This is a genomic window from Flagellimonas lutimaris (genome assembly GCF_051494225.1).
GTDB lineage: Bacteria > Bacteroidota > Bacteroidia > Flavobacteriales > Flavobacteriaceae > Flagellimonas > Flagellimonas lutimaris_A.
This window is the reverse complement of sequence record NZ_JBNPYE010000003.1, coordinates 227,104-251,999: the sequence shown is the minus strand read 5'-3', so window position 1 is coordinate 251,999 and position 24,896 is coordinate 227,104. Positions and strand designations below refer to the sequence as shown.

17 protein-coding genes are annotated in these 24,896 nt (G+C 41.0%); 10 read left to right on the top strand and 7 right to left on the bottom strand.

Annotated features, from left to right (window positions below; genetic code table 11):
- The 4 genes from ACQQ5U_RS09445 to pyrF all read left to right on the top strand — a co-directional run bounded on the left by ACQQ5U_RS09445 (nucleotide 1) and on the right by pyrF (nucleotide 3,544).
- Nucleotides 1–210, top strand: coding sequence for a DUF4266 domain-containing protein (locus tag ACQQ5U_RS09445; RefSeq protein ID WP_437397020.1), 210 nt, complete (start codon nucleotides 1–3; stop codon nucleotides 208–210).
- A 101-nt stretch (nucleotides 211–311) separates the two neighbouring features.
- The gene (locus ACQQ5U_RS09440) at nucleotides 312–1,535 is read left to right on the top strand and encodes a DUF3570 domain-containing protein (RefSeq protein ID WP_437397019.1); all 1,224 of its coding nucleotides are present in this window, start codon (nucleotides 312–314) and stop codon (nucleotides 1,533–1,535) included.
- A 68-nt stretch (nucleotides 1,536–1,603) separates the two neighbouring features.
- Complete coding sequence (prfA, locus tag ACQQ5U_RS09435) at nucleotides 1,604–2,680, top strand: peptide chain release factor 1 (protein ID WP_437397017.1); 1,077 nt, start codon at nucleotides 1,604–1,606, stop codon at nucleotides 2,678–2,680.
- A gap of 42 nt (nucleotides 2,681–2,722) precedes the next feature.
- A complete protein-coding gene (gene pyrF / locus ACQQ5U_RS09430; RefSeq protein ID WP_437397016.1) occupies nucleotides 2,723–3,544 on the top strand; it encodes an orotidine-5'-phosphate decarboxylase in 822 nt (273 codons plus the stop codon).
- 3 nt (nucleotides 3,545–3,547) lie between these two features.
- On the opposite strand, the gene ACQQ5U_RS09425 is transcribed toward pyrF, so the two are convergent.
- Nucleotides 3,548–3,742 carry a hypothetical protein gene (locus ACQQ5U_RS09425; protein ID WP_437397015.1) on the bottom strand — a complete coding sequence of 65 codons (195 nt, stop codon included), beginning with the start codon at nucleotides 3,740–3,742 and terminating at the stop codon, nucleotides 3,548–3,550.
- A gap of 201 nt (nucleotides 3,743–3,943) precedes the next feature.
- On the opposite strand from ACQQ5U_RS09425, the gene ACQQ5U_RS09420 reads away from it, so the two are divergent.
- Nucleotides 3,944–4,468, top strand: a complete 525-nt coding sequence (locus tag ACQQ5U_RS09420; RefSeq protein WP_437397013.1) for a hypothetical protein — start codon at nucleotides 3,944–3,946, stop codon at nucleotides 4,466–4,468.
- Nucleotides 4,469–4,652: 184 nt separating this feature from the next.
- Here ACQQ5U_RS09420 and ACQQ5U_RS09415 read toward each other — a convergent pair whose 3' ends face one another.
- The 6 genes from ACQQ5U_RS09415 to ACQQ5U_RS09390 all read right to left on the bottom strand — a co-directional run bounded on the left by ACQQ5U_RS09415 (nucleotide 4,653) and on the right by ACQQ5U_RS09390 (nucleotide 14,434).
- Nucleotides 4,653–5,357 carry a DUF4197 domain-containing protein gene (locus ACQQ5U_RS09415; protein WP_437397012.1) on the bottom strand — a complete coding sequence of 235 codons (705 nt, stop codon included), beginning with the start codon at nucleotides 5,355–5,357 and terminating at the stop codon, nucleotides 4,653–4,655.
- Between the two features lie 115 nt (nucleotides 5,358–5,472).
- Complete coding sequence (locus ACQQ5U_RS09410; protein ID WP_437397011.1) at nucleotides 5,473–7,332, bottom strand: glycoside hydrolase family 13 protein; 1,860 nt, start codon at nucleotides 7,330–7,332, stop codon at nucleotides 5,473–5,475.
- Nucleotides 7,333–7,342: 10 nt separating this feature from the next.
- Nucleotides 7,343–9,463, bottom strand: a complete 2,121-nt coding sequence (locus ACQQ5U_RS09405; protein ID WP_437397009.1) for a glycoside hydrolase family 97 protein — start codon at nucleotides 9,461–9,463, stop codon at nucleotides 7,343–7,345.
- Nucleotides 9,464–9,500: 37 nt separating this feature from the next.
- A complete protein-coding gene (locus tag ACQQ5U_RS09400) occupies nucleotides 9,501–11,783 on the bottom strand; it encodes a glycoside hydrolase family 65 protein (RefSeq protein WP_437397007.1) in 2,283 nt (760 codons plus the stop codon).
- Between the two features lie 103 nt (nucleotides 11,784–11,886).
- Complete coding sequence (locus ACQQ5U_RS09395) at nucleotides 11,887–13,239, bottom strand: MFS transporter (RefSeq protein ID WP_437397005.1); 1,353 nt, start codon at nucleotides 13,237–13,239, stop codon at nucleotides 11,887–11,889.
- 133 nt (nucleotides 13,240–13,372) lie between these two features.
- Nucleotides 13,373–14,434, bottom strand: coding sequence for a LacI family DNA-binding transcriptional regulator (locus ACQQ5U_RS09390; RefSeq protein ID WP_437397004.1), 1,062 nt, complete (start codon nucleotides 14,432–14,434; stop codon nucleotides 13,373–13,375).
- Nucleotides 14,435–14,682: 248 nt separating this feature from the next.
- Here ACQQ5U_RS09390 and ACQQ5U_RS09385 point away from each other — a divergent pair, with 248 nt between their 5' ends.
- The 5 genes from ACQQ5U_RS09385 (at nucleotide 14,683) to ACQQ5U_RS09365 (ending at nucleotide 24,856) form a co-directional block, all read left to right on the top strand.
- Nucleotides 14,683–17,733, top strand: a complete 3,051-nt coding sequence (locus ACQQ5U_RS09385; RefSeq protein ID WP_437397003.1) for a SusC/RagA family TonB-linked outer membrane protein — start codon at nucleotides 14,683–14,685, stop codon at nucleotides 17,731–17,733.
- 12 nt (nucleotides 17,734–17,745) lie between these two features.
- On the top strand, nucleotides 17,746–19,296 hold the full coding sequence (locus ACQQ5U_RS09380; protein WP_437397001.1) for a RagB/SusD family nutrient uptake outer membrane protein: 1,551 nt from the start codon (nucleotides 17,746–17,748) through the stop codon (nucleotides 19,294–19,296).
- A gap of 14 nt (nucleotides 19,297–19,310) precedes the next feature.
- Nucleotides 19,311–20,714 (top strand): SusE domain-containing protein, encoded by a 1,404-nt coding sequence (locus ACQQ5U_RS09375; protein WP_437397000.1) that lies wholly within the window; start codon nucleotides 19,311–19,313, stop codon nucleotides 20,712–20,714.
- Nucleotides 20,715–20,792: 78 nt separating this feature from the next.
- The gene (locus ACQQ5U_RS09370; protein ID WP_437396999.1) at nucleotides 20,793–24,155 is read left to right on the top strand and encodes an alpha-amylase family glycosyl hydrolase; all 3,363 of its coding nucleotides are present in this window, start codon (nucleotides 20,793–20,795) and stop codon (nucleotides 24,153–24,155) included.
- Nucleotides 24,152–24,856, top strand: a complete 705-nt coding sequence (locus ACQQ5U_RS09365; protein ID WP_437396998.1) for a hypothetical protein — start codon at nucleotides 24,152–24,154, stop codon at nucleotides 24,854–24,856. The genes ACQQ5U_RS09370 and ACQQ5U_RS09365 overlap by 4 nt, the downstream gene beginning before the upstream one ends.
- Nucleotides 24,857–24,896 lie beyond the last annotated feature (40 nt).

Below are 24,896 nucleotides of genomic sequence, written 5' to 3'. Positions count from 1 at the left end.
ATGAAAAAATCACTTTTTTTACTACTGTTTTTAATTTTATCAAGTTCCTGTGTCGCTGTTCGAGAATATGACAAGGTATATCTCAATGATTCTGAAATGCAACTTGGTGCAAGATCCAACGAACGGTTTGAAACGAATTTCCACATTTATAGGGAAGCATCATCTGGAGCCAATGGCGGCAAAACAGGTGGAGGTTGTGGATGTAATTAAAAAGCAACTTCTCCGACATACCTACAATCTTAACAATTTAAAAAATTAGAGTTCTGAAAAAGAATATTTTTATCATTGCCCTATTCGCATGTACGATGGCAATGGCCCAGCAAGTAGGCACCTCCTATAAAAAACGAGTATTGGAAACCAGTGAGGTTGATTTGCTTTTTAGTTATTATACGCAAGATGGAGACCATGCAGCTGTTACCGGAGGGGAAGGCACCGAAGAACTGACCGATGCAACCTCTACCATTGTATTGCGCATGCCAATGAATGAAGATGACGTACTGACCGTTGATGTTGGACTTTCGGCCTATACATCTGCTTCTACAAGTAATGTTAATCCATTTGATGAAGGTAATGCCACTCCTTTTGATGCCTCTTCAGGTGAATCGCAAAAGGATAATTTGGCATACATTAATCCCAGTTATTCCCATAGCTCGGACGATCGAAACAAAATATGGAGCGCCAATGCCTATATATCTTCGGAATACGATTATTTTTCCGTTGGATTTGGGTGGAGTTACACTCGTTTGTTCAATGAAAAGAACACGGAGATCACTCTAAGTGGCAAAGTGTTTCTGGATAAATGGAAACCTGAGTATCCCATAGAGTTGCGTGATGGTTTTTTTGATAATAGAATCACTGGGAATGGGACGTATGCCCCTATTTTTTCTGAATTTGAAAAGGAAACCAGAAACTCCTATTCCCTTTCCCTGAGTTTCTCCCAGATATTGTCCAAAAAACTTCAAGGTGCCCTTTTTCTTGATGTGGTGTCCCAGAATGGATTGTTGAGTACGCCCTTTCAACGGGTCTATTTTTCGGACTTTGAGGATTTCTATATCGATGATTTTCAACTGGCGGACAATGTGGAACAATTACCGGACAATAGGTTCAAGGTGCCATTTGGTGGTCGGTTGAACTACTATGTCAATGATTTAGTGGTGCTAAGGGGTTACTATCGCTTTTATTGGGATGATTGGGGAATTACCTCCCATACCGCAAGTATTGAAGCGCCTTTCAAGTTGAACCAAAAGTTTACGCTCTATCCAACGTATCGCTATTACACCCAAACGGCAGCAGATTATTTTTATCCAAAGGAACAGGCCCTTTCCACCAATGAGTTTTATTCATCGGATTATGATTTGTCCGATTACAATGCCCATCAATATGGTATGGGAATACAGTACAAGGATATTTTTACCTCGGCCAAAGTGTTCAATTTTGGTCTTAAAACCATTGATTTGCGCGTTAGCCAGTATGATCGAAGTGATGGACTCAATGCCTTCATTATTACCCTTGGAACCACTTTTGTTGGGAATTGACCCACTGTTTATTGGAAAAAATCCAACTAAAAAATCGTAAATTCGCATTCCTATAGGAGGAATGATTTATGCTAGACAAGCTCAATATTGTAAAACAGCGTTTTGATGAGGTTTCGGACCTTATCATTCAGCCCGATATTATTTCGGACCAAAAGCGTTACGTAAAACTGAACAAGGAGTACAAAGATTTAAAATTGCTCAGCGACAAACGTGACGAATACATTACCCTTACCAACAATATTCAAGAAGCCGAAGAAATCATCGCCGATGGAAGTGATGCGGAAATGTTGGAAATGGCCAAAATGCAATTGGATGAAGCCAAAAGTGCCTTGCCCAAGTTGGAAGAGGAAATTAAATATCTGTTAATTCCCAAAGACCCCGAAGATGAGAAAAACGTGGTCATGGAAATCAGGGCGGGAACCGGTGGTGATGAAGCCAGTATTTTTGCAGGAGATCTTTTCCGTATGTACACCAAGTATTGTGAATCCAAAGGGTGGAAGACCAATGTTATCGATTTGAGCGAGGGAACCAGCGGCGGATATAAAGAGATCCACTTTGAGGTAAACGGAGAAGATGTTTACGGAACCCTGAAGTTCGAAGCTGGGGTGCACCGTGTACAGCGCGTACCACAGACCGAAACCCAAGGTAGGGTACACACAAGTGCCGCTACCGTGATGGTAATTCCCGAAGCAGAAGAATTTGATGTTCAAATAGACCCCAAAGATGTGCGAATAGATTATTTCTGTTCCTCAGGGCCTGGTGGACAATCTGTGAACACCACGTACTCCGCGGTGCGTTTAACCCACGAACCCACAGGGATTGTGGCGCAATGTCAAGATGAAAAATCCCAGCACAAAAACAAGGACAAAGCCTTTAAAGTGCTTCGTTCCCGTTTGTACGATATGGAATTGGCCAAAAAACAGGCCGAAGATGCAGCAAAACGTAATTCGCAGGTAAGTAGTGGTGACCGTTCGGCAAAAATCCGAACATACAATTATCCACAGGGTAGGGTAACGGACCACAGAATAGGCCTAACCCTTTACGATTTGCAGAATATTATCAATGGAGATGTCCAAAAAATAATAGATGAGTTAATGTTGGTGGAAAACACAGAGAAACTCAAAGAAGCTTCGGAGATATTTTAATCGGTTAATTCTCAGTTCAGTCACGGTCGAGAACCATTCAAAATGAAAATAGAAGATTTAATTTCCCAAATACATAAAAAAAAATCATTTCTCTGTGTTGGTCTCGACACAGATTTGGATAAAATTCCAAAACATCTTTTAAAAGACGAGGATCCCATTTTTTCTTTCAACAAGGCCATTATTGATGCTACACATCCCTTTTGTGTGGCCTATAAACCCAATATTGCTTTTTATGAAGCCTATGGTCTGCAGGGATGGAAATCTTTGGAACGCACCATGGAATATTTAAATGCCAATCATCCAGAAATGTTCACGATTGCGGATGCCAAGCGTGGAGATATCGGGAATACATCCACGAGATATGCCAAGGCATTTTTCGAGACTTTGGATTTTGATTCCATTACTATCGCTCCCTATATGGGCAAAGATTCTGTTGAGCCGTTTTTGGAGTTCAAGGATAGGCATACCATTTTATTGGCGCTTACGTCCAATCAAGGTGCTTTTGATTTTCAAACTAAAAGTGTGGATGGACAAGAACTTTACAAAGAAGTATTGTCTGTTTCTAAAACGTACGAAGGTGCTGAAAGATTAATGTATGTGGTCGGAGCCACAAAGGCGACTTATCTTGAAGATATCAGAAAAATTATTCCAGAAAGCTTTTTGTTGGTACCTGGCGTTGGTGCACAAGGTGGAAGTTTACAAGAGGTCTGTAAGTACGGAATTACCAAAGATGTAGGTTTGTTGATTAATTCCTCTCGAGGTATTTTATATGCCTCAACAGGTGAGGATTTTGCGGAAACCGCAGCAAAAAAGGCACTGGAAATCCAACAGGAAATGGCTGTTGAATTGGCGAAACTTACTTAAAGCTTAGGCCAAGCTTTCCAAAACTTTTTTAATGCTCTGAGCTTTTCTTTTAAAGAATTCACCCAATTGAGTGTCTTTGCCAGAAACACTGGCAGCTTTCTCCATAAAATTGTTGTGCATAACCTCCAAAACTGATGCTGCTTGGCTTACACTGGTGATAGGTGTGACAGACCCAACTTTACAATACTGATTATTCATAGCTCTCAAGATTTGTTAATAACAAAGATACGTTCAAATCGGTCTAATGGATTACGACTTTGGAGGGTATACGTCTAAAAATCAGGTAATTTATCTAAAATTTAACGTATAGTGTCTCATATTGTGAATTTGCTTACATTCGGTTAGAATAAAATTAATGTACCTTTAATAAGGGTTGACCAACAGGTTAATGTTGTTTGTATGCGAAAGTTATTATTCATTTTCACATTGTTATTTCAAGTCGTATTGTACGCACAGAGTGCGGATAATTGCAATTGCTGCTCCGAAAACCACAGAGCTTTTGATTTTTGGATAGGAGAGTGGGATGTGGTCAATTCCCAAGGTGGTTCTCCTGCAGGTTCTAGTGTAATCCGAAGGGAAGAGAATGGTTGCGCGATTCGGGAAAATTGGACTAGTGCCAAAGCCGGATATACGGGAACCAGTCTTAATTTCTTTAATGCTCAAACCAATCAATGGGAACAATTGTGGTTAGACAATGCCGGGGCTTCTTTGAAATTGAAAGGAAACCGGATTGGCAATCAAATGATTTTAACCTCCGATGAGTTTGCAAAAGCTGATGGTAAAAAATATAGGAACCGTATTACTTGGACCAATAATGAAGATGGTACAGTAAGGCAATTATGGGAGGTTCTTGGAGAAGAGGATAATGTTACCATTGCTTTTGATGGACTCTACCAAAGAGTTGAGAAAACAAAAAACCGGTGAAGAACACCGGTTTTTAAACTAACTAACTCAAAAAAATGCTAACTCAGATAACTTTTACAAAATTCAAGTTTAACCTTCAGGTCAAGGTTAATTTAACTTTAGGATTTTGTTATAATTATTCTTAATTATTAAAGTTATAACGCTTTAGCTTTAAAGTTATTACATTTTTCTGAAAAAATTGTGATTAATCTTGCATAGCAAACACTTTTTTTAACAAATCTGTTGTCCGGGACGAAACTTTTGTCCTAATTTCCTTCTCTTCAACAGCAATCATCGTATATACTCCTTCCAAGGCTTCGTTAGTGGTGTAATCGGTTAAATCGGGGTTTACATCGTTGGTTAGGGGCAAATTATTGTACTTGGTAATAATATTGCTCCAAATTTGGTCTGCTCCTACTTTTTGGAAGGAATTCTTGATAATTGGATTAAACTTATTGTACAATTGGCTCTTGGTGGCCTGTTGTAAATACTGGGTCGCGGCATTATCCTTTCCCAAAAGAATTTGTTTGGCATCGTTGAATGTGATTCCCTTAACCGCATCTACAAAAATTGGAGTAGCCTCTCCTACAGCATCTTCGGCAGCACGGTTAATTATCCTCAAACCTTCATCGGCCAAGCTGGATAAACCTATATCCCTCAAAGTTTTGTCCACTTTTTGTAATTCTTCGGGAAGCAGGATTTTGACCAGTTGGTTTTTGTAAAACCCATTTTCGCTGGTCAATTTGTTCACCTGTTTCTCAATGCCCATATTTAAGGCTTCGCGCAATCCTTGGGCTATTTGGTCATTTCCAATTCCATTGGTTCCCTGGGGCAATTGGTTTACGACTTGTTGGAGTTCTGCACATCCAGCCAGTTGGAGTACTAAAATGCATAGCAGTAATCTTTTCATGGTAAAATTTTTAAGATGGTATGAAAATACTTCGATTGCCCTATAAATTGATGTTTTTTAAACTTTTTTAGGTGAAATACCGTCAATATGTAGGTTAATAAGATTTGCCAGGTAACTATTTTAATTCAAACACCAATCCTGTTTTTGGTCCAATGTCCAGCGTTTGATTCAAAGAGTATTCTTTCCCTGAAATTATTTCTAGACCTTTTTCATGCCCATTTATGCCTTCGGCAAATCGCCCAAGATCTACGGTTTGATTTTTGGTTGAATTGTTTAGAACTACCATAACGGTTTCATCAGGACTTTTAGGCAGGTATCTAAAATAGACATACACATTGTCGATTGGAGAAAAATGGAGGGTTTTTCCAATATGTACTGTCTTTTTGCCTTTACGCCAATTCAATAGTTTCTTGGTGAAATCAAAATAATCATTTTGTGTGTCTGTTCTCCCTGAGGAAACAAAAGCATTTTGGGCATCGCCCTGCCATCCGCCGGGAAAATCACGCCTAATATCACCGTCACCTTTTCCTTTATCCCCCAACATTCCTATTTCGTCTCCATAATAGATTTGCGGAATTCCTCTAAGAGTCATTATTAAGGTTAGTGCCAATTTATATTTTTCTAAATCTCCGTCAAACTCTTCGTTGATGCGGTTTACATCGTGGTTCCCCATTTTTATCAAAAGATTATTGATGTTGGGGTATAGAAAATCCTTGGTCAAATGGTCGTAAACACGATATACTCCATCTCCCCAATTTTGCTCATCTTCTTTGAATACTTGGGGTAAAATGTCATGCAGTGGAAAATCCATTACCGTAGGTAAATTGGAATTAAACCCTTGTATGGCCCCAATTTTACTATCTTTTTGCCAATAGGCAATATGGGCAGTATCATGCATGAATACTTCTCCCACAACATTAAAGTCTGGGTACTCCTTCATCACTCTGGTCACCCATTCTGTGATGCCCATTTTGTCGTTATAGGGATAGGTGTCCACCCGCATACCATCCAAATCACCACTTTCTATCCACCAAATGGCATTTTGAACCAGATAATCGATTACCATGGGATTGTTTTCGTTCATATCGGGCATGGTGTAATCGAACCAACCGTCCATACATCCTTTGGTATCTATTTCTGAGGCATATGGGTCAAATTGACTGGTTTGGATATAATTACTTCTTTTAAAACCATTCTCACCACCTTCCCAATAATGCACCCAGTTCTGGTTTGGAGGGTCTTGAATCAACCAATGACTCAATCCCCAATGGTTGGGAACAAAATCCATAATATGTTTCATGTTCCGCTTGTGAAGTTCTGCGGAGAGGCGTGAAAAGTCCTCGTTGGAACCGTAGCGAGGGTCTATCTGATAAAGGTCACTGCTGGCATATCCGTGGTACGAATACACCTTCTCGTTATCCAAAGTTAGGGGAGTGCTCCACAGTGTAGTGGCGCCCAATTCGTGGATATAGTCCAAATGGTCAATTACTCCTTGAATATCACCACCGTGCCTGCCACCTTGATGGTCTCTATTGGCTTTTTCAATGGTTTCGGGTGTACTATCGTTTGATGGATCTCCGTTGGCAAACCGGTCAGGCATCAATAGGTAAATCACATCGGAAGAATTAAAACCTTCTCGTTGTGTTGAGTTTTCTCTTCTTGTTTTGAACTCATAATCAAAAGAATCTACCGTTCTGCGTCCTTTTTTAAATGATAATTTTTTGGTTCCAGGTGTTATGTCTTTTGTATCAACTGTAATGAATAAATAGTTGGGGTTTTCCACCTTCACCACTTTTTTGATGGTAATGTCATCGGAAAACTCGGGATGCAGTTGATTGATGTTATTACCGTAAACCAAAAGTTCCAACTCGGTATTCTGCATACCTGCCCACCAATTGGGCGGTTCTATCCTTTCCACTTGGCCAAACGAAATCGCTGTGATGACAAGGAAGAGTATGGTTAAATATTTTTTCATTTGTGTTTGTTTATAGTTCTGTTATGCTGATGGCAAATCCTCCACCGGGAGCCGAAGTCAATTTTAATTTTGATTTGGATGTCACGGTTTTGGATTGGATTTTATAGGACTGTGGATTGGTTTTGAAATGAGCATCGGGACCATCACTATATATGGTGGCCCTATATTTTTTTCCTTTTTCTAAAAAATCGAGTTTTAAGGAAGTTGTGCGTTCACTTGTGCCGTTCACATTACCTACGAACCAGTCATTACTTTGTTTGTCTTGTCTGGCCACTGTGATAAATTTACCTGGCTCGGCTTCGAGGTAATGACTTTCCTGCCAATCTACGGGCACATCTTTGATGAATTGAAAAGCATCTGGAAACCTTTTGTAATTTTCAATGACATCAGCTGCCATTTGTAATGGACTATATAGCGTTACATAAAGAGCCAATTGGTTCGCCAAGGTAGAATTGACGTGGGATTTATTATTTGGATTTAATTTACTTACATCCATTTCGAAAATCCCGGGGGTGTAATCCATAGGTCCACCAATGAGCCGTGTGAAAGGTAAAACAGTAACATGGTTTGGTTTGGAACCTCCAAAGGCTTGATATTCTGTTCCACGAGCAGATTCATTGCCAATTAGATTGGGCCACGTGCGGGCAAGTCCTGTGGGGCGAACCGCTTCGTGTGCGTTTACCATAATTTTGTACTCTGCCGCTTTTTCCAATGCATATTGGTAATGATTCACGGCCCATTGGTTATAATGGTTCTGCCCTTTGGGCAAAATATCACCTACATATCCACTTTTTACGGCATCGTAGCCGTTTTCCGCCATAAAACCATAGGCTTTGTCCATATGTCTTTCATAATTGCGAACGGCCCCGGAAGTTTCATGGTGCATCACCAATTTTATATTTTTTTCTTTTGCATAATCGCGCAGGACCTCTACATCAAAGTCGGGATAAGGAGTTAAAAAATCGAATACATCATCTTTGTGATGACCGAACCAATCTTCCCATCCTACATTCCATCCTTCCACCAGAACAGCATCAAAGTCATTTTCAGAAGCAAAATCGATATAATCCTTCACGTGTTTGGTATTCGCGGAATGATTACCGTTAGGGGTGGCACTGGTGTAATCGGTTTTGCCCAATTGAACCGAAGGAAAATCGTTCGTGTAAGCCCAACTGCCACTTCCGGTAATCATTTCCCACCAAATCCCGATATATTTTACGGGATGTATCCAAGAAGAGTCTTCAATTTTATTGGGTTCATTCAGGTTATAGGACATTTTGGAGGCTAAAATATCCCTTGCATCATCACTGGCAATTATAGTACGCCAAGGAGTATGCCGTGGAGCTTGCATTTGGCCTTTGTCCCCAACCGCGTCTGGAGTCAGCCACGAAGTAAATACGAGATTTTCATCATCCAAATTAAGGTGCATGCAGGCGTAATTGACCAAAGCAGCTTCATGTAGGTTGATATAAACTCCATTCTCGGTTTTCATCATCAAAGACGTTTGCACACCGGTTTTAGAAAATTGTTGCTGTGATGCATTTGGTGTTACGGCCGAATCGAACAAACCGCGAATTTCTGTTAATCGCGATTCTGTGTAGTCGTATTCTTGGGTATCATAATCCCCGGGAATCCAAAAGGCAGTATGGTCTCCGGTCATGGCAAACTCCGTACGTTCTTCCTTGATAACGAAATACACCAGATTCTTTTGCTGTGGAAATTCGTAGCGGAAACCAAGACCGTCATCAAACAAACGAAAACGTATGGTCATAATGCGTTCGGTTTCCTTTTGTTCGAGTGTTACGGCAAGTTCGTTGTAATGATTTCTTATTTCTGCTACTTCGCCCCAGACGGGAACCCAAGTCTCATTGAATGTGGCGGTTTTGGAATCTACCACTGTAAAGCCATCCAAAAGGGATTTGGTATTATCTTTTAAAGCAAAACCCAGTTTACTGGTTTTTATAAGCTCTTTACCCTTGTACTCCAATTGATAGGTGGGAGTTCCATCCTTGAGGAGCTCGAAAGCCATTTCAAAATTTCCATTGGGAGACTTTAATCCTTGTGCCGAAGCCCAAGAAGTTAGAATCAATAAAAAGTAAAGGATGTAATTTGATTTTAACAATGATTTCATGACTGCATCAATTTCTAATTCTTGTTTGTTTAATGCACTATAAGGTCACTTTGCTGTCATTGACCAAAATTTCCAAAGTGTCTCCTTTATCAATATCGAATTGGGTTCCCTCTTGGGTAACGGTTACTTTTAAAACTCTATCCCTAAAATTAAGTTTGAAGGAATACATTTCCCATTGCTCCGGAATTTGCGGGGAAAAGCAAAGTTTGCCATCTCTTATGCGCATACCACCAAAACCTTCCACAATACTCATCCATGTACCTGCCATGGAGGTAATGTGGAGCCCTTCTTCCACTTCTTTGTTATAATCATCCAAATCCAATCGTGAGGTTCTGAGGTAGAAAGTGTACGCTTGGTCCATACGGCTCAATTTGGCTGCTTGTATCGCATGTACACAAGGGGAGAGTGAAGATTCGTGAACCGTGAAAGATTCGTAAAAATCGAAATGTTTTTCCAATTCTTCGTTGGTGAAATGATCTTCGAAGAAATAAAAACCTTGCAGGGTGTCCGCCTGTTTAATGTATGGTGAACGCAAAATTCGGTCCCAGCTCCAATGTTGGTTGATAGGGCGCTCTTTTTTATCGAGGTCGGCCACACGAATCAAATCCTTGTCCAAGAATCCATCTTGTTGCAGATAAATTCCATGTTCTTCCGAATAGGGGAAGTACATATGGGCAGCTACTTTTTTCCATAGCCCGGTTTCATCATTGCTTAATTGGGTTTTTTCCAAAACCCTTTTATAGTCGTTTGGATGTTCTTGCTGAACGTATTCCAATTGTTCCAAAGTATATTCCAAACACCATTTGGCCAGGTAGTTCGTATACCAATTGTTGTTTACGTTGTTCTCGTACTCGTTGGGGCCGGTTACTCCCAGCATTACATACTTGTTATGATGAGCGGACCAATTTACCCGCTGCTGCCAAAAACGGGCTATTCCTATTAGGACTTCCAACCCCATTTCGGGAATGTAACTGTAGTCTTGTGTGTATCTTGTATAGTTAAAAATGGCATAAGCGATGGCTCCGTTTCTGTGAATTTCTTCAAATGTGATTTCCCATTCGTTGTGGCATTCCTCCCCGTTCATCGTAACCATCGGGTAGAGCGCAGCCCCGTTTGTGAAACCTAGCTTTTCTGCGTTTTCAATGGCTTTTTCTAGATGGTTGTAGCGGTACTTGAGCAATTTTCGGGCTACTTCCTGATTTTTTGTGGCCATATAAAAGGGAATGCAGTAGGCTTCAGTATCCCAATACGTACTGCCGCCATATTTTTCTCCAGTGAATCCTTTTGGTCCGATATTCAGTCGGGAATCGGTTCCTAAATAGGTTTGGTTCAATTGGAAGATGTTGAAACGAATACCTTGTTGTGCCTTTACATCACCTTCAATTGCTATATCGCTCATTTCCCAAATCCGTGCCCAAGCTTTTTTCTGTTCTTCCAAAAGTCCGTCAAAGCCAAGGGCAGAAACTTGATCCAGTGCTGCATGGGCCGATTCGGTCAATTTATCGGCTTCATGGTTTCGGTCCACAGTATATCCACCGTATTTAACAAGATTTACTTTCTCTCCTTTTTTTGCTTTTTGAGTGAATTCAAAACCAATAGAAAGTTCTTCTTGGTTAAGTGAGTCGGGAGTTTCTTTCAAAGTATCTCCATAAACCAGATGGGCTTGCATAAAAGTGCAGACATTAAAATTGGTCTTCATGGTATGCGACTCTATGAAGGCCCTGTTTTTATCCGATTCAATCTTGGTGGTATTCCAGAATTTATCATCCCAGTTACTATCTTCATTGGTTATTCCTGCATCAATAAATGGATTGAAAACAATTTCCGCGTCAGAATTAAGCGGGGTGATTTCAAAACAGATAGCACCGACTTCATCATAAGACAGGCTTAAAAACCGTGTAGCTACAACTTCTATTTCGATATTGTTGGACGTAGTGGCCACAAAGTTTCTTCGGTACCACCCTTCTTTCATGTTGAGCTCCCGTTTAAAACCTTTAATATTGGTACAGGTTCCCAAATCCAAAGGCTCACCATTGATGCTCACATGTATTCCGATCCAATTGGGAGCGTTCAATACTTTGGCAAAGTACTCCGGGTATCCATTTTTCCACCATCCCACGCGGGTTTTATCGGGATAGTAGACTCCTCCTATATAACTCCCTTGGAAGGTAGGTCCCGAATAGGACTCTTCAAAATTGGCTCTTTGGCCCATGGCCCCGTTTCCAATACTAAATAGGCTTTCGGAAGATTTCACGCGTTCCTTGTCGAAACCTTCTTCTATAATGCTCCAAGGATTTGGTTGTATGTAATCTTGATTCATTCTTAATGTGATTGATGTGTTTTTAGTATGAGATTAAATCTATTGAAGATTCTTGGTCAAAATAAGTATAAGAATTTGTTTTTTAATGAATTGGTTGGTTAATTTAAATGGATTGTCCGTGATCGTCGATATCGTCAACCCTTGAAACTAATAGGGCTGCAATTAAAAACGCCACACCACTGGTCATTAAAGCGTAAATAGGTTGTCCGTTATATACATATTTCACCATTGGGCCTCCTATTAAGGCGTTAACTATTTGTGGGATAACAATAAAAAAGTTGAAAATACCCATGTAAACTCCCATTTTTTGTGGAGGAATTGCGCCAGCTAAAATGGCATAGGGCATTGCCAAAATACTTGCCCATGCGACACCAATACCTATCATAGAGAGTATCAACCAATTTTCATCTGGCATAATATAAATAGATAAAAATCCGAGGGCACCAATGATCAAGGATATGGTGTGGGTCTTTTTTCGCCCTACTTTTTTTGCTATGGCCGGTAGGAAAAAAGCGAAAATTGCAGAAACTCCGTTGTATACTCCAAAGAGAATGCCTACCCAGTCTCCGGCATTTTGGTAAGCTGCACTTTGACTATTGTTGGGGTCTAATCCATAAATATGTCCAGCGATTGCGGGTGTAGCAAAAACCCATAGTCCAAACAGTCCAAACCAAGAAAAAAATTGAACCCAACTCAATTGCCGCATGGTTCGCGGCATCATAGCAAAGTCTGTAAATATATCTAATAGACCACCTGTAATATTTTCGGCTTCCTTGACTTCTTCCTTTTGATTGAGAAGAGCCATTTCCTGGGGAGTATATTCTTTAGTGGTAAATACGGTAACTGCAACACTGCCCACAAGTACAACGGCACCAATTATAAATGAAAATAAAAGGTTGAGCGGAACCTCGCCGGCGACTGAGGTATTGCTAATACCAACCCAATTGGTAAGTGTGTAGGGCAACCAAGAACCAATTACTGCACCTACACCAATAAGTACGGTCTGAACACTGTATCCCAAAGTACGCTGGTCTGATGGCAACATGTCCGCAATTAAGGCTCTGAAAGGTTCCATCGCTATGTTAAAAGAGGCATCCATTACCATAAGCATACCGGCACCGACCCATAGAGAAGGCAACAAGGCGGTAAACATATCCGCATTGGGCATAAAAATAAGACCTAAAGAAGCCAAGAGGGCGCCAGTAAGGAAATAAGGCCGCCTCCGTCCTAACCGAGTCCAAGTCTTATCACTGTAATGGCCAACAATGGGTTGTACAATAAGTCCGGTAAGTGGAGCCACAATCCAGAACCACGAGAGTTCGTGAACATCAGCACCAAAACTTTGGAGAATTCTACTGGCATTGGCATTTTGGAGGGCAAAACCCATTTGAATTCCAAGAAATCCAAAACTGAGGTTCCAGATTTCCCAGAAGCTTAATCGACGCTTTTGAAACATTGTGATTGAGTATTAATTTCACAATATGAACGGTTCGCCCCGTTCATTATAATTACTGGGAAGGTAAAATATAAGCGCTGATGGGGCAAAGATATGGCTTTTTGACTTTTCAATTGTTTTGAGCGACTGTTTTTTATATGGGAATGCCTTTTTTGGTCGAATCACGAAGGATAAGTTCTGTTTTTACTACTTGGGTAGTATATGGTATTTCTTCGTCGTTGTCCATCATTTCCAACCTTTTGATAAGCGTTTCAGCTGCAATCTCACCCATTTGAAAACCATGTTGGCTTACCGTAGTCAAGTGCGGGCGGGCATATTTGGATAGTATACCGTCGGAAAAACCGATAACGGATAGTTGTTCAGGGACATCCAAGCCTCTGAGCCTAGCTGTATTTAATGCAGTTACCGCATAGATTTCGTTGACACCGAATATGCCGTCAATATCTGGATGTAACTCAAAGACTTTATTTATTCTTTCTTCCAGATTCCTTTGATCTTCATCGGAATCTCCAAGTTCTCCAATGCGTACGATCAAATCCTCATTATAAGCAATATTGTTGGCTACAAGGGCATCACGGTATCCTTCGGTACGGAGACGGCCAATATTGAGGTAATCCTTGGTAGTAAGTAAAAGGATTTTTTTTCGGCCTTCATCAATAAGTTTTTGAATGGCCATGCGACCTGCTTCGCGATCATCAATGATTATTTTATCGCATGGAATTTCATCGACAGCCCTATCGAACATCACAATGGGGATGTTTCCGTTTATTGTTTCTTGCAGATGTTGGTACTCTTTTTTTTGTAAAGTTTCCTTGGAAAGCGAAATGATAAAACCGTCGATGCTGCCATCAATCAGCATTTCCATGTTGATAATTTCCTTTTTGAAGGATTCGTTGGTCACTCCGATGATAACGTTATACTCCTTGGAATTTGCAACCTTTTCGATACCAGAAATGACTTTGGCAAAATAGTGGTGAACAATTTCAGGGATTATAACCCCTATGGTCTTGGTCTTTTTATTTTTTAGGCTGAGGGCAACACTATTGGGTCGGTAATTGTAGAATTTAGCAAATGCCTGTACTTTTTCGCGGTTCTCCTGGCTAATGTCTTTATTGTTCTTGAGTGCTTTTGATACCGTTGAAATAGAAAGCCCCAATTCCAAAGCTATTTTTTTGAGCGTCATTTTAGGTTTCATCCGACATAATCGTTTCAATTGGATTGGGGGAAAACCAATTATTACCCAAATATACTCTGATTAAGAGTGATGAAGGAATTTTTTGTCAACCAGAAAACGTTGTAAGTGCCTAAATATGACAAATGTCAAAAAAATGGGGTCTCAAATTGTATATTTTCGTTAATGGGAAGTTAAAATATAGCAAAAACGTAAAAATAACTTTAACAAACGTCAATATGAGAATTAAACGAATGTACCTAATATGGTGCATGTTTCTAGTTCCTCTAGTTCAGTATGCACAAATTACTGTTCAAGGGGTTGTCACTGACACGGCCACACAGGATCCATTACCCGGGGTTAGTGTCATAATAAAGGGAACAAATCAAGGTACAGCAACGGACTTTGATGGGAACTACCTGATGGAAGCCAATATGGGCGACACTTTAGTGTTCTCTTATATTGGTTTTCAACCTAAAGAAGTGGTGGTTTCGGGGAGTACACTAAATGTAACCCTCGACGAAGACACCACTTTACTTGATGAGGTTGTGGTAATCGGTTATGGTACTACTACCGTGAAAGATGCTACCGGTTCTGTATCTTCGGTTACTACGAAGGACTTTAACAAAGGTGCCATTGTGTCCACCGACCAATTACTTACCGGTAAAACCGCGGGGGTTCGAATTACAAACAATGGCGGTCAGCCCGATTCTGCACCGAATATTCGTATTCGTGGTGGGTCGTCACTTACAGCCAACAATAACCCTTTGATTGTAATCGACGGAATTCCAGTGGACAATACAAACCCTGCCGGGGTAAGTAACCCGTTAACACTTATCAATCCAAACGATGTGGAGAGTTTTTCCATCTTGAAGGATGCTTCCGCTACGGCCATTTACGGTTCAAGGGCATCCAATGGGGTGATAATTATTACCACCAAGAAAGGGTTGACAGGAGAGTTTAAATTCAATTTTTCCTCAAATACCACGGTTAGCAAGGTTGGCAAGGAGATAGATATAATGAATTCAAATACTTTTACAAGGTTCATACAGGAATATCATCCGGAATATACCAATTACTTGGGGATTGATGATCCAAATACCGATGTTGAGGATAATCTTGCCACCACCGATGTTATTGAAGGTAGAATTTTGTCCGATACCGATTGGCAAGATGCTATTTATAGAACTGCAATTTCTTTTGACCACAATTTTAGTGCAAGAGGGAGCATTTTTCAGTCTGTACCTATTCGTATGTCATTGGGATATACGGAAACTCAAGGTTTGGTAAAAACAAGTGACTATGAGCGTATCACTAGTTCAATAAAGCTTACACCGCGTTTTTTTGATGATCATTTAAAAGTGGATATCAATGCTAAGGGAATTATATCCAAAAAGAACGCCATAGATGAAGGGGGTGCACTTGGGGGTGCTGTGAACATGGATCCGACCAAACCCATTTATGATGATTCTCCCGACAATCGATTTGGCGGGTATTATCAAAACACAGTTTTGGATGGTCAATTTTTAAGCTTGGATGGCCAATGGAACCCGGTGGCTATTTTAAAGCAGCGTTACAGACCAGAAAGAGTTCAAAAATTATTGGCCAATGTGGAACTGGACTACAAAATGCATTTTATGCCAGAGCTTAGGGCAGTTGCCAATATAGGTGTTGAAACGTCTAAAGCTAAAGTAAAAGAAGTATATACGGATAATTCACTGGCTACCTACAGACAGGACGATACGGCCATAGACCCAGACCCTAACTACCGATTTAACCCAGGAGTTAATTACAGGGAAAATCAAGATATAACTAACCAAACCCTTGAAGGTTATTTGGCCTATGAAAAAGAATTGGATGGAGCCATTACTAATTTCGATGTTCAGGCCGGTTACTCATACCAGAACTTTAGGAATGATGGTAACAAAGAAGAATACAATTACGATACCGCTACTGGAGAACGTTTTTTGGTGGAAGACCCACAAAATCCAACCAATAGATATTTTAATGAGTTGAACCTTCAATCGTATTTCGGTAGAGGTAACATCAACTTGTACAATAAATATTTACTGACACTTTCTTTTAGGGCCGATGCTTCTTCTCTTTTTTCGAAAGATAACCGATGGGGCTATTTTCCAGCAGCGGCTTTGGCATGGAAAATCTACGAAGAAGACTTTATGAAAAGTGTTGATTTTGTAAACAATTTAAAATTAAGACTTGGATGGGGTAGGACTGGACAGCAAGACATTACGGGCGCTGTAGGCTACTATCCTTCACTTCCACTTTTTGAGGCTGGTTCTGTAACTAGTCAATATTTAGCTGGTTATGCCTTATATTCAGCTAAACCGTATAATTCCGATTTGACTTGGGAAAAAGCAGAGACCTTTAATGCTGGTCTTGATTTTGGATTCTTCCCTAACAATGTGCTAAGTGGTTCGTTCGATATATTCTACCGTACTACCAAGGATTTGTTGGCCACTGTGCCAGTTGCACCGGGACAAGCCCTTACATCTTCTTTCGTGAAGAATGTAGGTGAAACCGAGAGTAAAGGTTTTGAAATCAATTTTAATGTGAGGGCCTTACAGAATGAGAAAATGTCTTTGGAGTTTTATGGAAACACATCTTATAATCGTGCCGAAGTTACCGACCTTGAGGATGTTTCTCGAATTACTGCAAGTGAATCTGGGATACCAACCGGAACTGGAGTTAACATAGCTTATCACACTGTGGGATATCAGCCCTATTCGGCGTGGGTGTTTAGGCAATTATATGATACTAACGGTAATCCGGTTCATGGTGCATTCGCCGATTTTAATGGAGATGGAACCGTGGATAACGACGACAGGTACTATAAATCCTTGCGTCCTAACTGGACCTTCGGTTTCGGTTTCAACTTCAATTATGACAAGTTTGATTTAAGCTCCAGTTTTAGGGGACAATTTGGAGGACAGGTATATAACTCCAGAAGACTTACCTCGGGTTGGGTTGAGAGCGCCATCCCGAATAACTCCAATAGCTTGTCCAATGTTTTGGACTTTTATAATGGAGCGGCAGATATCAACTTTGTTGATGTCCGCGGAAATGTTCCATTTTCTGATTATTATTTGGAAGATGCAACTTTCCTTAGATGTGAGAACATTGTGTTGGGCTACCGTTTAGATGACGCCTTGCCAAATGTGAACATGCGTTTTTATGGAGCTTTGAACAACCCATTTATTATTACCAAATATAATGGGCAAGACCCTGAGAACTTCAACGCAATAGACAATAACTTCTATCCAAGACCTCGCTCTTTTACAGTTGGGGTAAATGTGGACTTTTAAGATATAGCTGACATGAAAAAAATAACAACAATACTTTTTTTAATCATTCCATTGGCCCTGATGATTCAGGGATGCACCAAAGATTTGGATACCGAACCAGAGGTGGAACTTACATTGGAAGAGCTCTTGAACCAAGATTCAGATGCCGTAACCGGAATTCTATCCCGTTTGTATGCCTCTTTTGCACTTTCTGGACCTGATGGGCCAGGAAGTTCTGATATAGATGATGATCCGGGTGAATCCCCTTTCCTTAGAGGGATTGTAAACCTTCAAGATTTTACGGCAGATGCGATGAAAAACCGTTGGGGCGATGATGGTTTGGATCAGTTGACCACAACCTCCGATTGGGACGAGAACAATAAATTCTTCCGTTATCTGTACAACCGTATCTACTACACAATTCCACAAGCGAACAATTTATTATTGGTGCTGAGTGCTGTGGATTTGGAAAACCAAAATCAAATCGAAGGTGAAGTTCGATTTATACGAGCATTGGCCTATTATTACTTGATTGATTGTTTTGGAAAAGGGGTTTTGGCTACTGAGGAGAACTATGGAACATCCGATCCATTGCCGGAAGTTGACCGCCTAGAGCTTTTCACTTATTTGGAGAATGAATTATTGGCAGTAGTGGAGTTGTTACCGGACACCAATGATTATGGAAGGGCGAACAAAAGTGTGGGGCGTATGCTTTTAGCCAAACTGTACATGAATGCGGGTGTATACACAGGAACTGATCGTTTCGATGAGGCAGTTCCTTATATAACCCAAGTTATTAATGAAGGAGGCTATTCATTGGATGAGAACTTTGAAAGCATCTTTTCGGGGGATAATTATTTATCCAATGAAATCATTTTTCCATTGATTGCTGATGCAGATAATAGCCAAAGCTATGGTAACACTACCTATATTGTAAATGGTAGCATAGGTACGGAAACTATGACCCCTAGTGATTTTGGTGCCGAAGAAGGTTGGAGTGGTCACAGGGCCACCAAAGCATGGTACGGACTTTTCAACGATGGAGACCTTGAAAATAGTTCCGACGATAGGGCAGCGTTATTTTGGACGGAAGGACACAACTACGAAATGACCGATTATAGGGCTTGGACAGATGGATATCCTGCGGTCAAGTTTAGAAACACATTCTATTTTAGCGAATCCAATCCAACCAGTTTTTCCAGTACGGATTTCCCATTGTTTCGATTGGCAGATGCCTATTTAATGTATGCAGAATTGGCTGTACGAGGTGCTTCAGGTGCTGATATGGCTACAGCTGTAAGCTATGTGAATGCTGTTAGAAACCGTTCCAATGCAAGTTCCATTTCGCAATCCGCTTTGACTTTGGACTTCATTTTGGATGAAAGAGCCAGAGAGCTCAATTTTGAAGGACACCGAAGGAGTGACCTTATTCGCTTTGGTAAATTCACTGGAAACAGTTACGTGTGGCCATGGAAAGGAAATACGTTGAACGGTACTTCCATCCCCGAAACCTATAAACTGTTCCCTATTCCATTGACCGCTTTGGAGGCCAATGAAAATCTAACTCAAAATCCAGGATTCTAATTAATACGACACTCATGAAAAATATCAAATCATTTATAGCACAAGTTTTAGGGGTGGTGACGGCCCTAGTACTTTTCACTGCATGTGAAAACGACGATCATGTACCAGAATTTACGTTACAGGCTGCATCGGAAGATGTTGCTTTCCAAAACGATTTTTTAGCGGAATACCTGCTTTCTGACGAAACATCGGATAATATTGCGGAACGTTTCGTTTGGAATGAAGTGGATTTCGGAGTTCAAACAGAAGTATCATATCAATTGGAAGGATCAATATCTGCAGACTTTGATGCAGATGGCGCTTACGAGTTTGATTCAGGAACACTGACAACAACAAATGCGAGTGTGACCGTAAGTCAATTTTTGATAATGGCAGAAGGTTTGGGATTGGACGATGATCCAGCTACCACAGATGAAGAAGGGAACCCAAACAATACGGGTACCGTTTACTTTAAGGTTTCTGCCTTTGCTGGAAGTGGGGAAGGTACAGATGCTGTTACTTCCCGATCGGACGTTGTCGCATTGAATATAACCGTTGTGGAAAAATCTGCTGATAGTGGAGCTGGAATTCAAATTTCTAGCTGGGGCGTTGTTGGTTCAGGTTATAATGATTGGGGAGCTTTCGATGATGCTCCTTTCTATACTACAGGTACCGATGGGGTCTATGTGGCCTATGTTAACTTGATCGACGGTGAAATTAAATTCCGTGAAAATAACCTATGGGACAATAACTATGGTGATACCGATGCAGATGGGACCTTGGATGCAGGAGGAGACAATATTGTCGTAACCGCTGGGGATTATAAGATTACCATGAACTTGAACGATAATACATATACTATCGAGGAGTTCTCATGGGGTGTAGTTGGTTCCGGTTTCAACGATTGGGGAGCTGCTGGACCCGATGCCAAATTCTTCTATGATTATACCACCGATACCTTTAAAGTAGGTGTTGAATTGATCGATGGTGAAATCAAGTTCAGAATGAACAATGAATGGGTAACCGATTTTGGCGATACAGGAGCCGATGGAACTTTGGATGCAGGAGGTGATAACATTGCTGTGACCGCAGGTTACTATATGATTACTTTGGATTTCAACGCAGGAACCTATACCATAGAAGCCGCGGACATTTTAGGTGTGGTAGGAAGTGGTTTCAACGATTGGGGCAATGCTGGTGATGATTATAGTCTTACCGAAGTAAACCCTGGAATATGGGTGGCCGATAATGTTGAATTGATCGATGGTGAAATCAAATTTAGGGTAAATGAAGCTTGGGACATCAATTATGGTGATACCGGAGCGGACGAAACTTTGGATGCTGGTGGTGATAATATTGCTGTAACAGCAGGAACATATTTGATTAGATTGGATTTGTCCGAAGGAGGTTCTTCAATGTATTCACTTATTGCAAGGTAGTTGATAAACAACCCTTTTATATAATTTAAGATAAAGGGGAATGGCTTGGCCGTTTCCCTTTATTTATAAATAAACAATATGAAGAAACTTTTACTATTTTCTTTTCTAATCTTTTCCATTGCCTCTTGGTCCCAAGTAACCATCGAGCCCTTTCCATTTGCGGTGGACGAAGAAATCGCCGTTACCGTGGATGCCAATAGTAATGCAACCGATTGCAATGGCTTTTCCAGTCCGGGCAAGGTATACCTGCATTCGGGGATCGGCACCGATTTGGACCCTTGGGCAACCGTTGTCGGTAATTGGGGGCAAGACGATGGTGTTGGGGAAATGGCGGATAACCAAGATGGAACATGGAGTATATCCTTTATTCCACAGGATTATTACGGGTTAACAACAGAGCAGGCCAATGCGGCCACCAAAATGGGCATGGTGTTCCGAAATGCAACAGGCGATCAAGAGTTCAAGGACAACGGCTGCAACGATTTCTTTTTTGATGTCGGCAGCTTTCAACTGCAATTGAATAACCCTACAGAAAGTTTAACCCTCCTGAATCCTGGGGATGATCTATCCATATCTGCCACCAGTTCAATAACAGCAGATTTTACATTGACCATTAATGGAAATATGGTTGATACCTTTAGCGGAACCGATTACACCTATGATCATACGAACATTACCGAGAACTCACAATATACCTTGGAAGCTCAAAGTGGAGGAGAAACCCGTACCGCTAATTTTATGGTAGTGGTCAATATTGTGGAAGAAGCCGTTCCCGCAAATTTGATGGATGGTATCAATTTGGACCCATTGGATGATACTAAAGCCACCCTTGTTTTTTATGCTCCGGGGAAAGAAGTGGTCCATTTGATTGGTGATTTTAATAATTGGTCACTTACGGATGAATATTTGCTTAAAAAGGATAGTGGTCAAGATAGATTTTGGATAGAATTAACCGGATTGACCCCTCAGGCCAATCATATGTATCAATATGTGGTAGATGGTGAAATCACGATTGCCGATCCGTATTCCACCCTTATTTTGGATGAAGGAAACGACCCGTACATCAACAATACGACATATCCTGATCTGCCAGCATATCCCTCAGGAGAAACAGAACATGCAGTAACTCTACTTCGTACCGGAGACCCTGAATATAGCTGGATTAACAATGGTTATACGTTGCCCAGTAAAACCGATTTGGTGGTCTACGAAATTTTGATTCGGGATTTTGATGAATTGCACAGCTTCGATGCCGTGCGCAATCGTTTGGATTATCTTCAGGCTCTTGGCGTAAATGCCATTGAGCTTATGCCGATATCCGAATTTGATGGAAATGAAAGTTGGGGATATAACCCGTCTTTCCATATGGCCTTGGATAAATATTATGGCAATGCCGACGCGTTTAAACAATTAGTGGATGAATGCCATGGTAGAGGTATGGCCGTAATTCTAGATGTGGTGTTCAACCATGCCACAGGTCAAAACCCATATTATCGATTATGGAATACGGATAATGGCGGTTATGGGGGTGTAGCTAGCGGGGATAGTCCGTTCTTTAATGCACAACCGACCCACTCTTATAATGTTTTCAACGATTTTAACCATAGCCAACAAGCAACCCAAGATTATGTAAAGCGGGTTACGCAATATTGGATTGAGGAATATAACCTTGATGGATTCCGATGGGACCTGACAAAAGGCTTCACCCAGAATTGTACAGCTTCGGATGAAAATTGTACCGGTAGTTATCAGGCCGATAGAGTTGCCGTACTCAAAGAATATGCAGACTATCAATGGGAAATCAACCCTGACTTTTTGGTCATATTTGAGCATTTGGGTACCAACGAAGAAGAAACGGAATGGGCAGAATATCGTTTGGATGAAGGTAAGGGCGTTATGCTTTGGGGGAATCTCAATGGCCCTTATAGTGAGGCGTCCATGGGGTGGAACAATAGTTCTGATTTCTCGTGGGTATCTTATTTAAACAGGGGTTGGACGGTTCCTTCCAATGTCTCTTATATGGAGAGCCACGATGAGGAACGCATGATGTTCCGAAACCTCAATTACGGAAATGCTTCGGGCGATTATAATGTGCAAGAGCTTTCAACGGCCTTGGACCGCGTAGAGTTGGCAGGGGCATTCTTTTTTACCGTTCCGGGACCAAAAATGATATGGCAATTCGGGGAATTGGGATACGATTACTCCATAGACTATAATGGAAGAATTGGAAATAAGCCTATCCGATGGGATTATTACGATAACTCCGATAGAAAAGATGTATACGACACATGGTCGGCCCTAAACCTGTTGACCGTTGAAGAACCCATTTTCGAAACTTCGGACTTTTCGTTGGATGTTGGTAGTTCCACGGGTCTAAAAACCATTCATCTTACCAATGCTTCCGCGGGGGCGGATGAAATTGGTTACGTAACTATAATTGGAAATTTTGGTGTGGAAGAACAAGAAATCGACCCCCAATTTCAAGAAACAGGAGTTTGGTACGAATTTTTGGCAAACAATCTTAAACATGTGGTTGTAAATGTAAACGAACCAATGGTTTTGGCCCCTGGTGAATATCGAATTTTCGGGAACAACCCAAGTAGTCTATTTCCCAATGATAATCCACCCGATGCAGATTCAGATGGAGTGTTGGATGCAAACGACCTATGTCCGGATACCACGCTGGGTGCTATTGTGGATGTGGATGGCTGCGAAGTTTTCTCACTTCCCGAGGATAATTTCAGTGTGCTTACAAATAGTGAAACATGTAGAGGAAGCAATAACGGGAGTATAACTGTTACTGCTCAGGCTGCACATTCATATACGGCTACATTGTCCGGGACTTCCGAGGCATCTTCAGATTTTGATCAGACCGTTGCTTTTGAAAACTTATCGGCAGGAAGCTATGAACTTTGTATCACCGTTTCCGGGCAAACAGATTACCAGCAATGCTATACATTGACCATTACAGAGCCCGATTCCTTAGAGGTATACTCGGATTTGAACAATAAAACCGGTATACTTTCCTTGGAGCTTAAGGGTGCGGACTTCTATAACATTCAGATAAATGATGAAGTATATCTCACGTCAAAAGAATCCTTTGAACTCAAACTAGATCAATCTGTAAACAAATTGCAGGTGAGTACCGATTTGGATTGTCAAGGTATCATTGAGAAAACACTTTTGCTTACGGACAAAGCTTCGGCATATCCCAACCCGATCATAGATGTTAACACAGTGTCTTTGGATCTTGGTTTTGATACCAATGCCAGTATGAACGTTCAAGTGTTCAATCTAAATGGCAAATTGCTCTTTGCCAATACTACAGAGGCCCATTATGGTAAATTGGATGTGGATCTTTCTGCTTTTTCCAATGGTCTGTATTTGATCAAAATAGCAGGGCCCGAGACTTCACATGAATTTAAAATTATCAAACAATGAAAATAGTTTATAGATACTTGGTGCTAATTATGACGGTGTCCCTATTTTCTTGCGGAGGAGGAGGTAGTGATGATCCAGATCCGATTCCAAATGTGCCAGCTCCGACCGCAGTAACTTTGGTTTTTCCAGATAACAATGAGGAATGTACCGAAAGTATAGTGATCTCCGTTACGGAGAGTAAGGTAACATTTCAATGGAGCCCTTCGGAGAATACCGACTCATATACTGTCAATCTCAGGAATTTGGAATCTGGTACCCAAAGTTCATCTACTACGACAAATACCGAAATGGAGTTGACCCTTAATAGGGGAACGGCATACTCTTGGACCGTGGTCTCCGCAGCAGATGGGACTAATGAAACGGCAACGAGTAACACATGGCGTTTTTACAATGCAGGAGCTGCAATAGAAAACTACGCACCTTTTCCAGCGTACAATCCTTATCCTGAAATGGGAGTGGCTGTGGATGAAGGAAATATCAACTTGGAATGGGAAGGGGCGGATTTGGATGGAGATACTCTGTCCTATACCCTTTATATGGATACGGTGAGCCCTCCAGCCGCAGTTTTGGGAGAAACAGATACAGATAGCTATGAGACTACAATTGAAGCCAATATGGTTTATTATTGGAAAGTAGTGACTATGGATAGCGCAGGTAATAGTTCAGAATCTGAAATTTTTGAGTTCAGGACCAATCCATAAGACTGGTCTTTGAGGTTTTTTTAGTTAGTTGCGATAGGGG

Excerpts from the sequence above, each read along its gene's own strand:
- ACQQ5U_RS09445 (WP_437397020.1), top strand. The coding sequence starts at position 1 with ATGAAAAAATCACTTTTTTTACTACTGTTTTTAATTTTATCAAGTTCC.
- ACQQ5U_RS09415 (WP_437397012.1), bottom strand. The coding sequence starts at position 5,357 with ATGAAAAGATTACTGCTATGCATTTTAGTACTCCAACTGGCTGGATGT.
- ACQQ5U_RS09395 (WP_437397005.1), bottom strand. The coding sequence starts at position 13,239 with ATGTTTCAAAAGCGTCGATTAAGCTTCTGGGAAATCTGGAACCTCAGT.
- ACQQ5U_RS09410 (WP_437397011.1), bottom strand. The coding sequence starts at position 7,332 with ATGAAAAAATATTTAACCATACTCTTCCTTGTCATCACAGCGATTTCG.
- pyrF (WP_437397016.1), top strand. The coding sequence starts at position 2,723 with ATGAAAATAGAAGATTTAATTTCCCAAATACATAAAAAAAAATCATTT.
- ACQQ5U_RS09380 (WP_437397001.1), top strand. The coding sequence starts at position 17,746 with ATGAAAAAAATAACAACAATACTTTTTTTAATCATTCCATTGGCCCTG.
- ACQQ5U_RS09390 (WP_437397004.1), bottom strand. The coding sequence starts at position 14,434 with ATGAAACCTAAAATGACGCTCAAAAAAATAGCTTTGGAATTGGGGCTT.
- ACQQ5U_RS09405 (WP_437397009.1), bottom strand. The coding sequence starts at position 9,463 with ATGAAATCATTGTTAAAATCAAATTACATCCTTTACTTTTTATTGATT.
- ACQQ5U_RS09400 (WP_437397007.1), bottom strand. The coding sequence starts at position 11,783 with ATGAATCAAGATTACATACAACCAAATCCTTGGAGCATTATAGAAGAA.
- ACQQ5U_RS09365 (WP_437396998.1), top strand. The coding sequence starts at position 24,152 with ATGAAAATAGTTTATAGATACTTGGTGCTAATTATGACGGTGTCCCTA.
- ACQQ5U_RS09440 (WP_437397019.1), top strand. The coding sequence starts at position 312 with ATGGCCCAGCAAGTAGGCACCTCCTATAAAAAACGAGTATTGGAAACC.
- ACQQ5U_RS09375 (WP_437397000.1), top strand. The coding sequence starts at position 19,311 with ATGAAAAATATCAAATCATTTATAGCACAAGTTTTAGGGGTGGTGACG.
- ACQQ5U_RS09425 (WP_437397015.1), bottom strand. The coding sequence starts at position 3,742 with ATGAATAATCAGTATTGTAAAGTTGGGTCTGTCACACCTATCACCAGT.
- ACQQ5U_RS09370 (WP_437396999.1), top strand. The coding sequence starts at position 20,793 with ATGAAGAAACTTTTACTATTTTCTTTTCTAATCTTTTCCATTGCCTCT.
- ACQQ5U_RS09385 (WP_437397003.1), top strand. The coding sequence starts at position 14,683 with ATGTTTCTAGTTCCTCTAGTTCAGTATGCACAAATTACTGTTCAAGGG.
- ACQQ5U_RS09420 (WP_437397013.1), top strand. The coding sequence starts at position 3,944 with ATGCGAAAGTTATTATTCATTTTCACATTGTTATTTCAAGTCGTATTG.
- prfA (WP_437397017.1), top strand. The coding sequence starts at position 1,604 with ATGCTAGACAAGCTCAATATTGTAAAACAGCGTTTTGATGAGGTTTCG.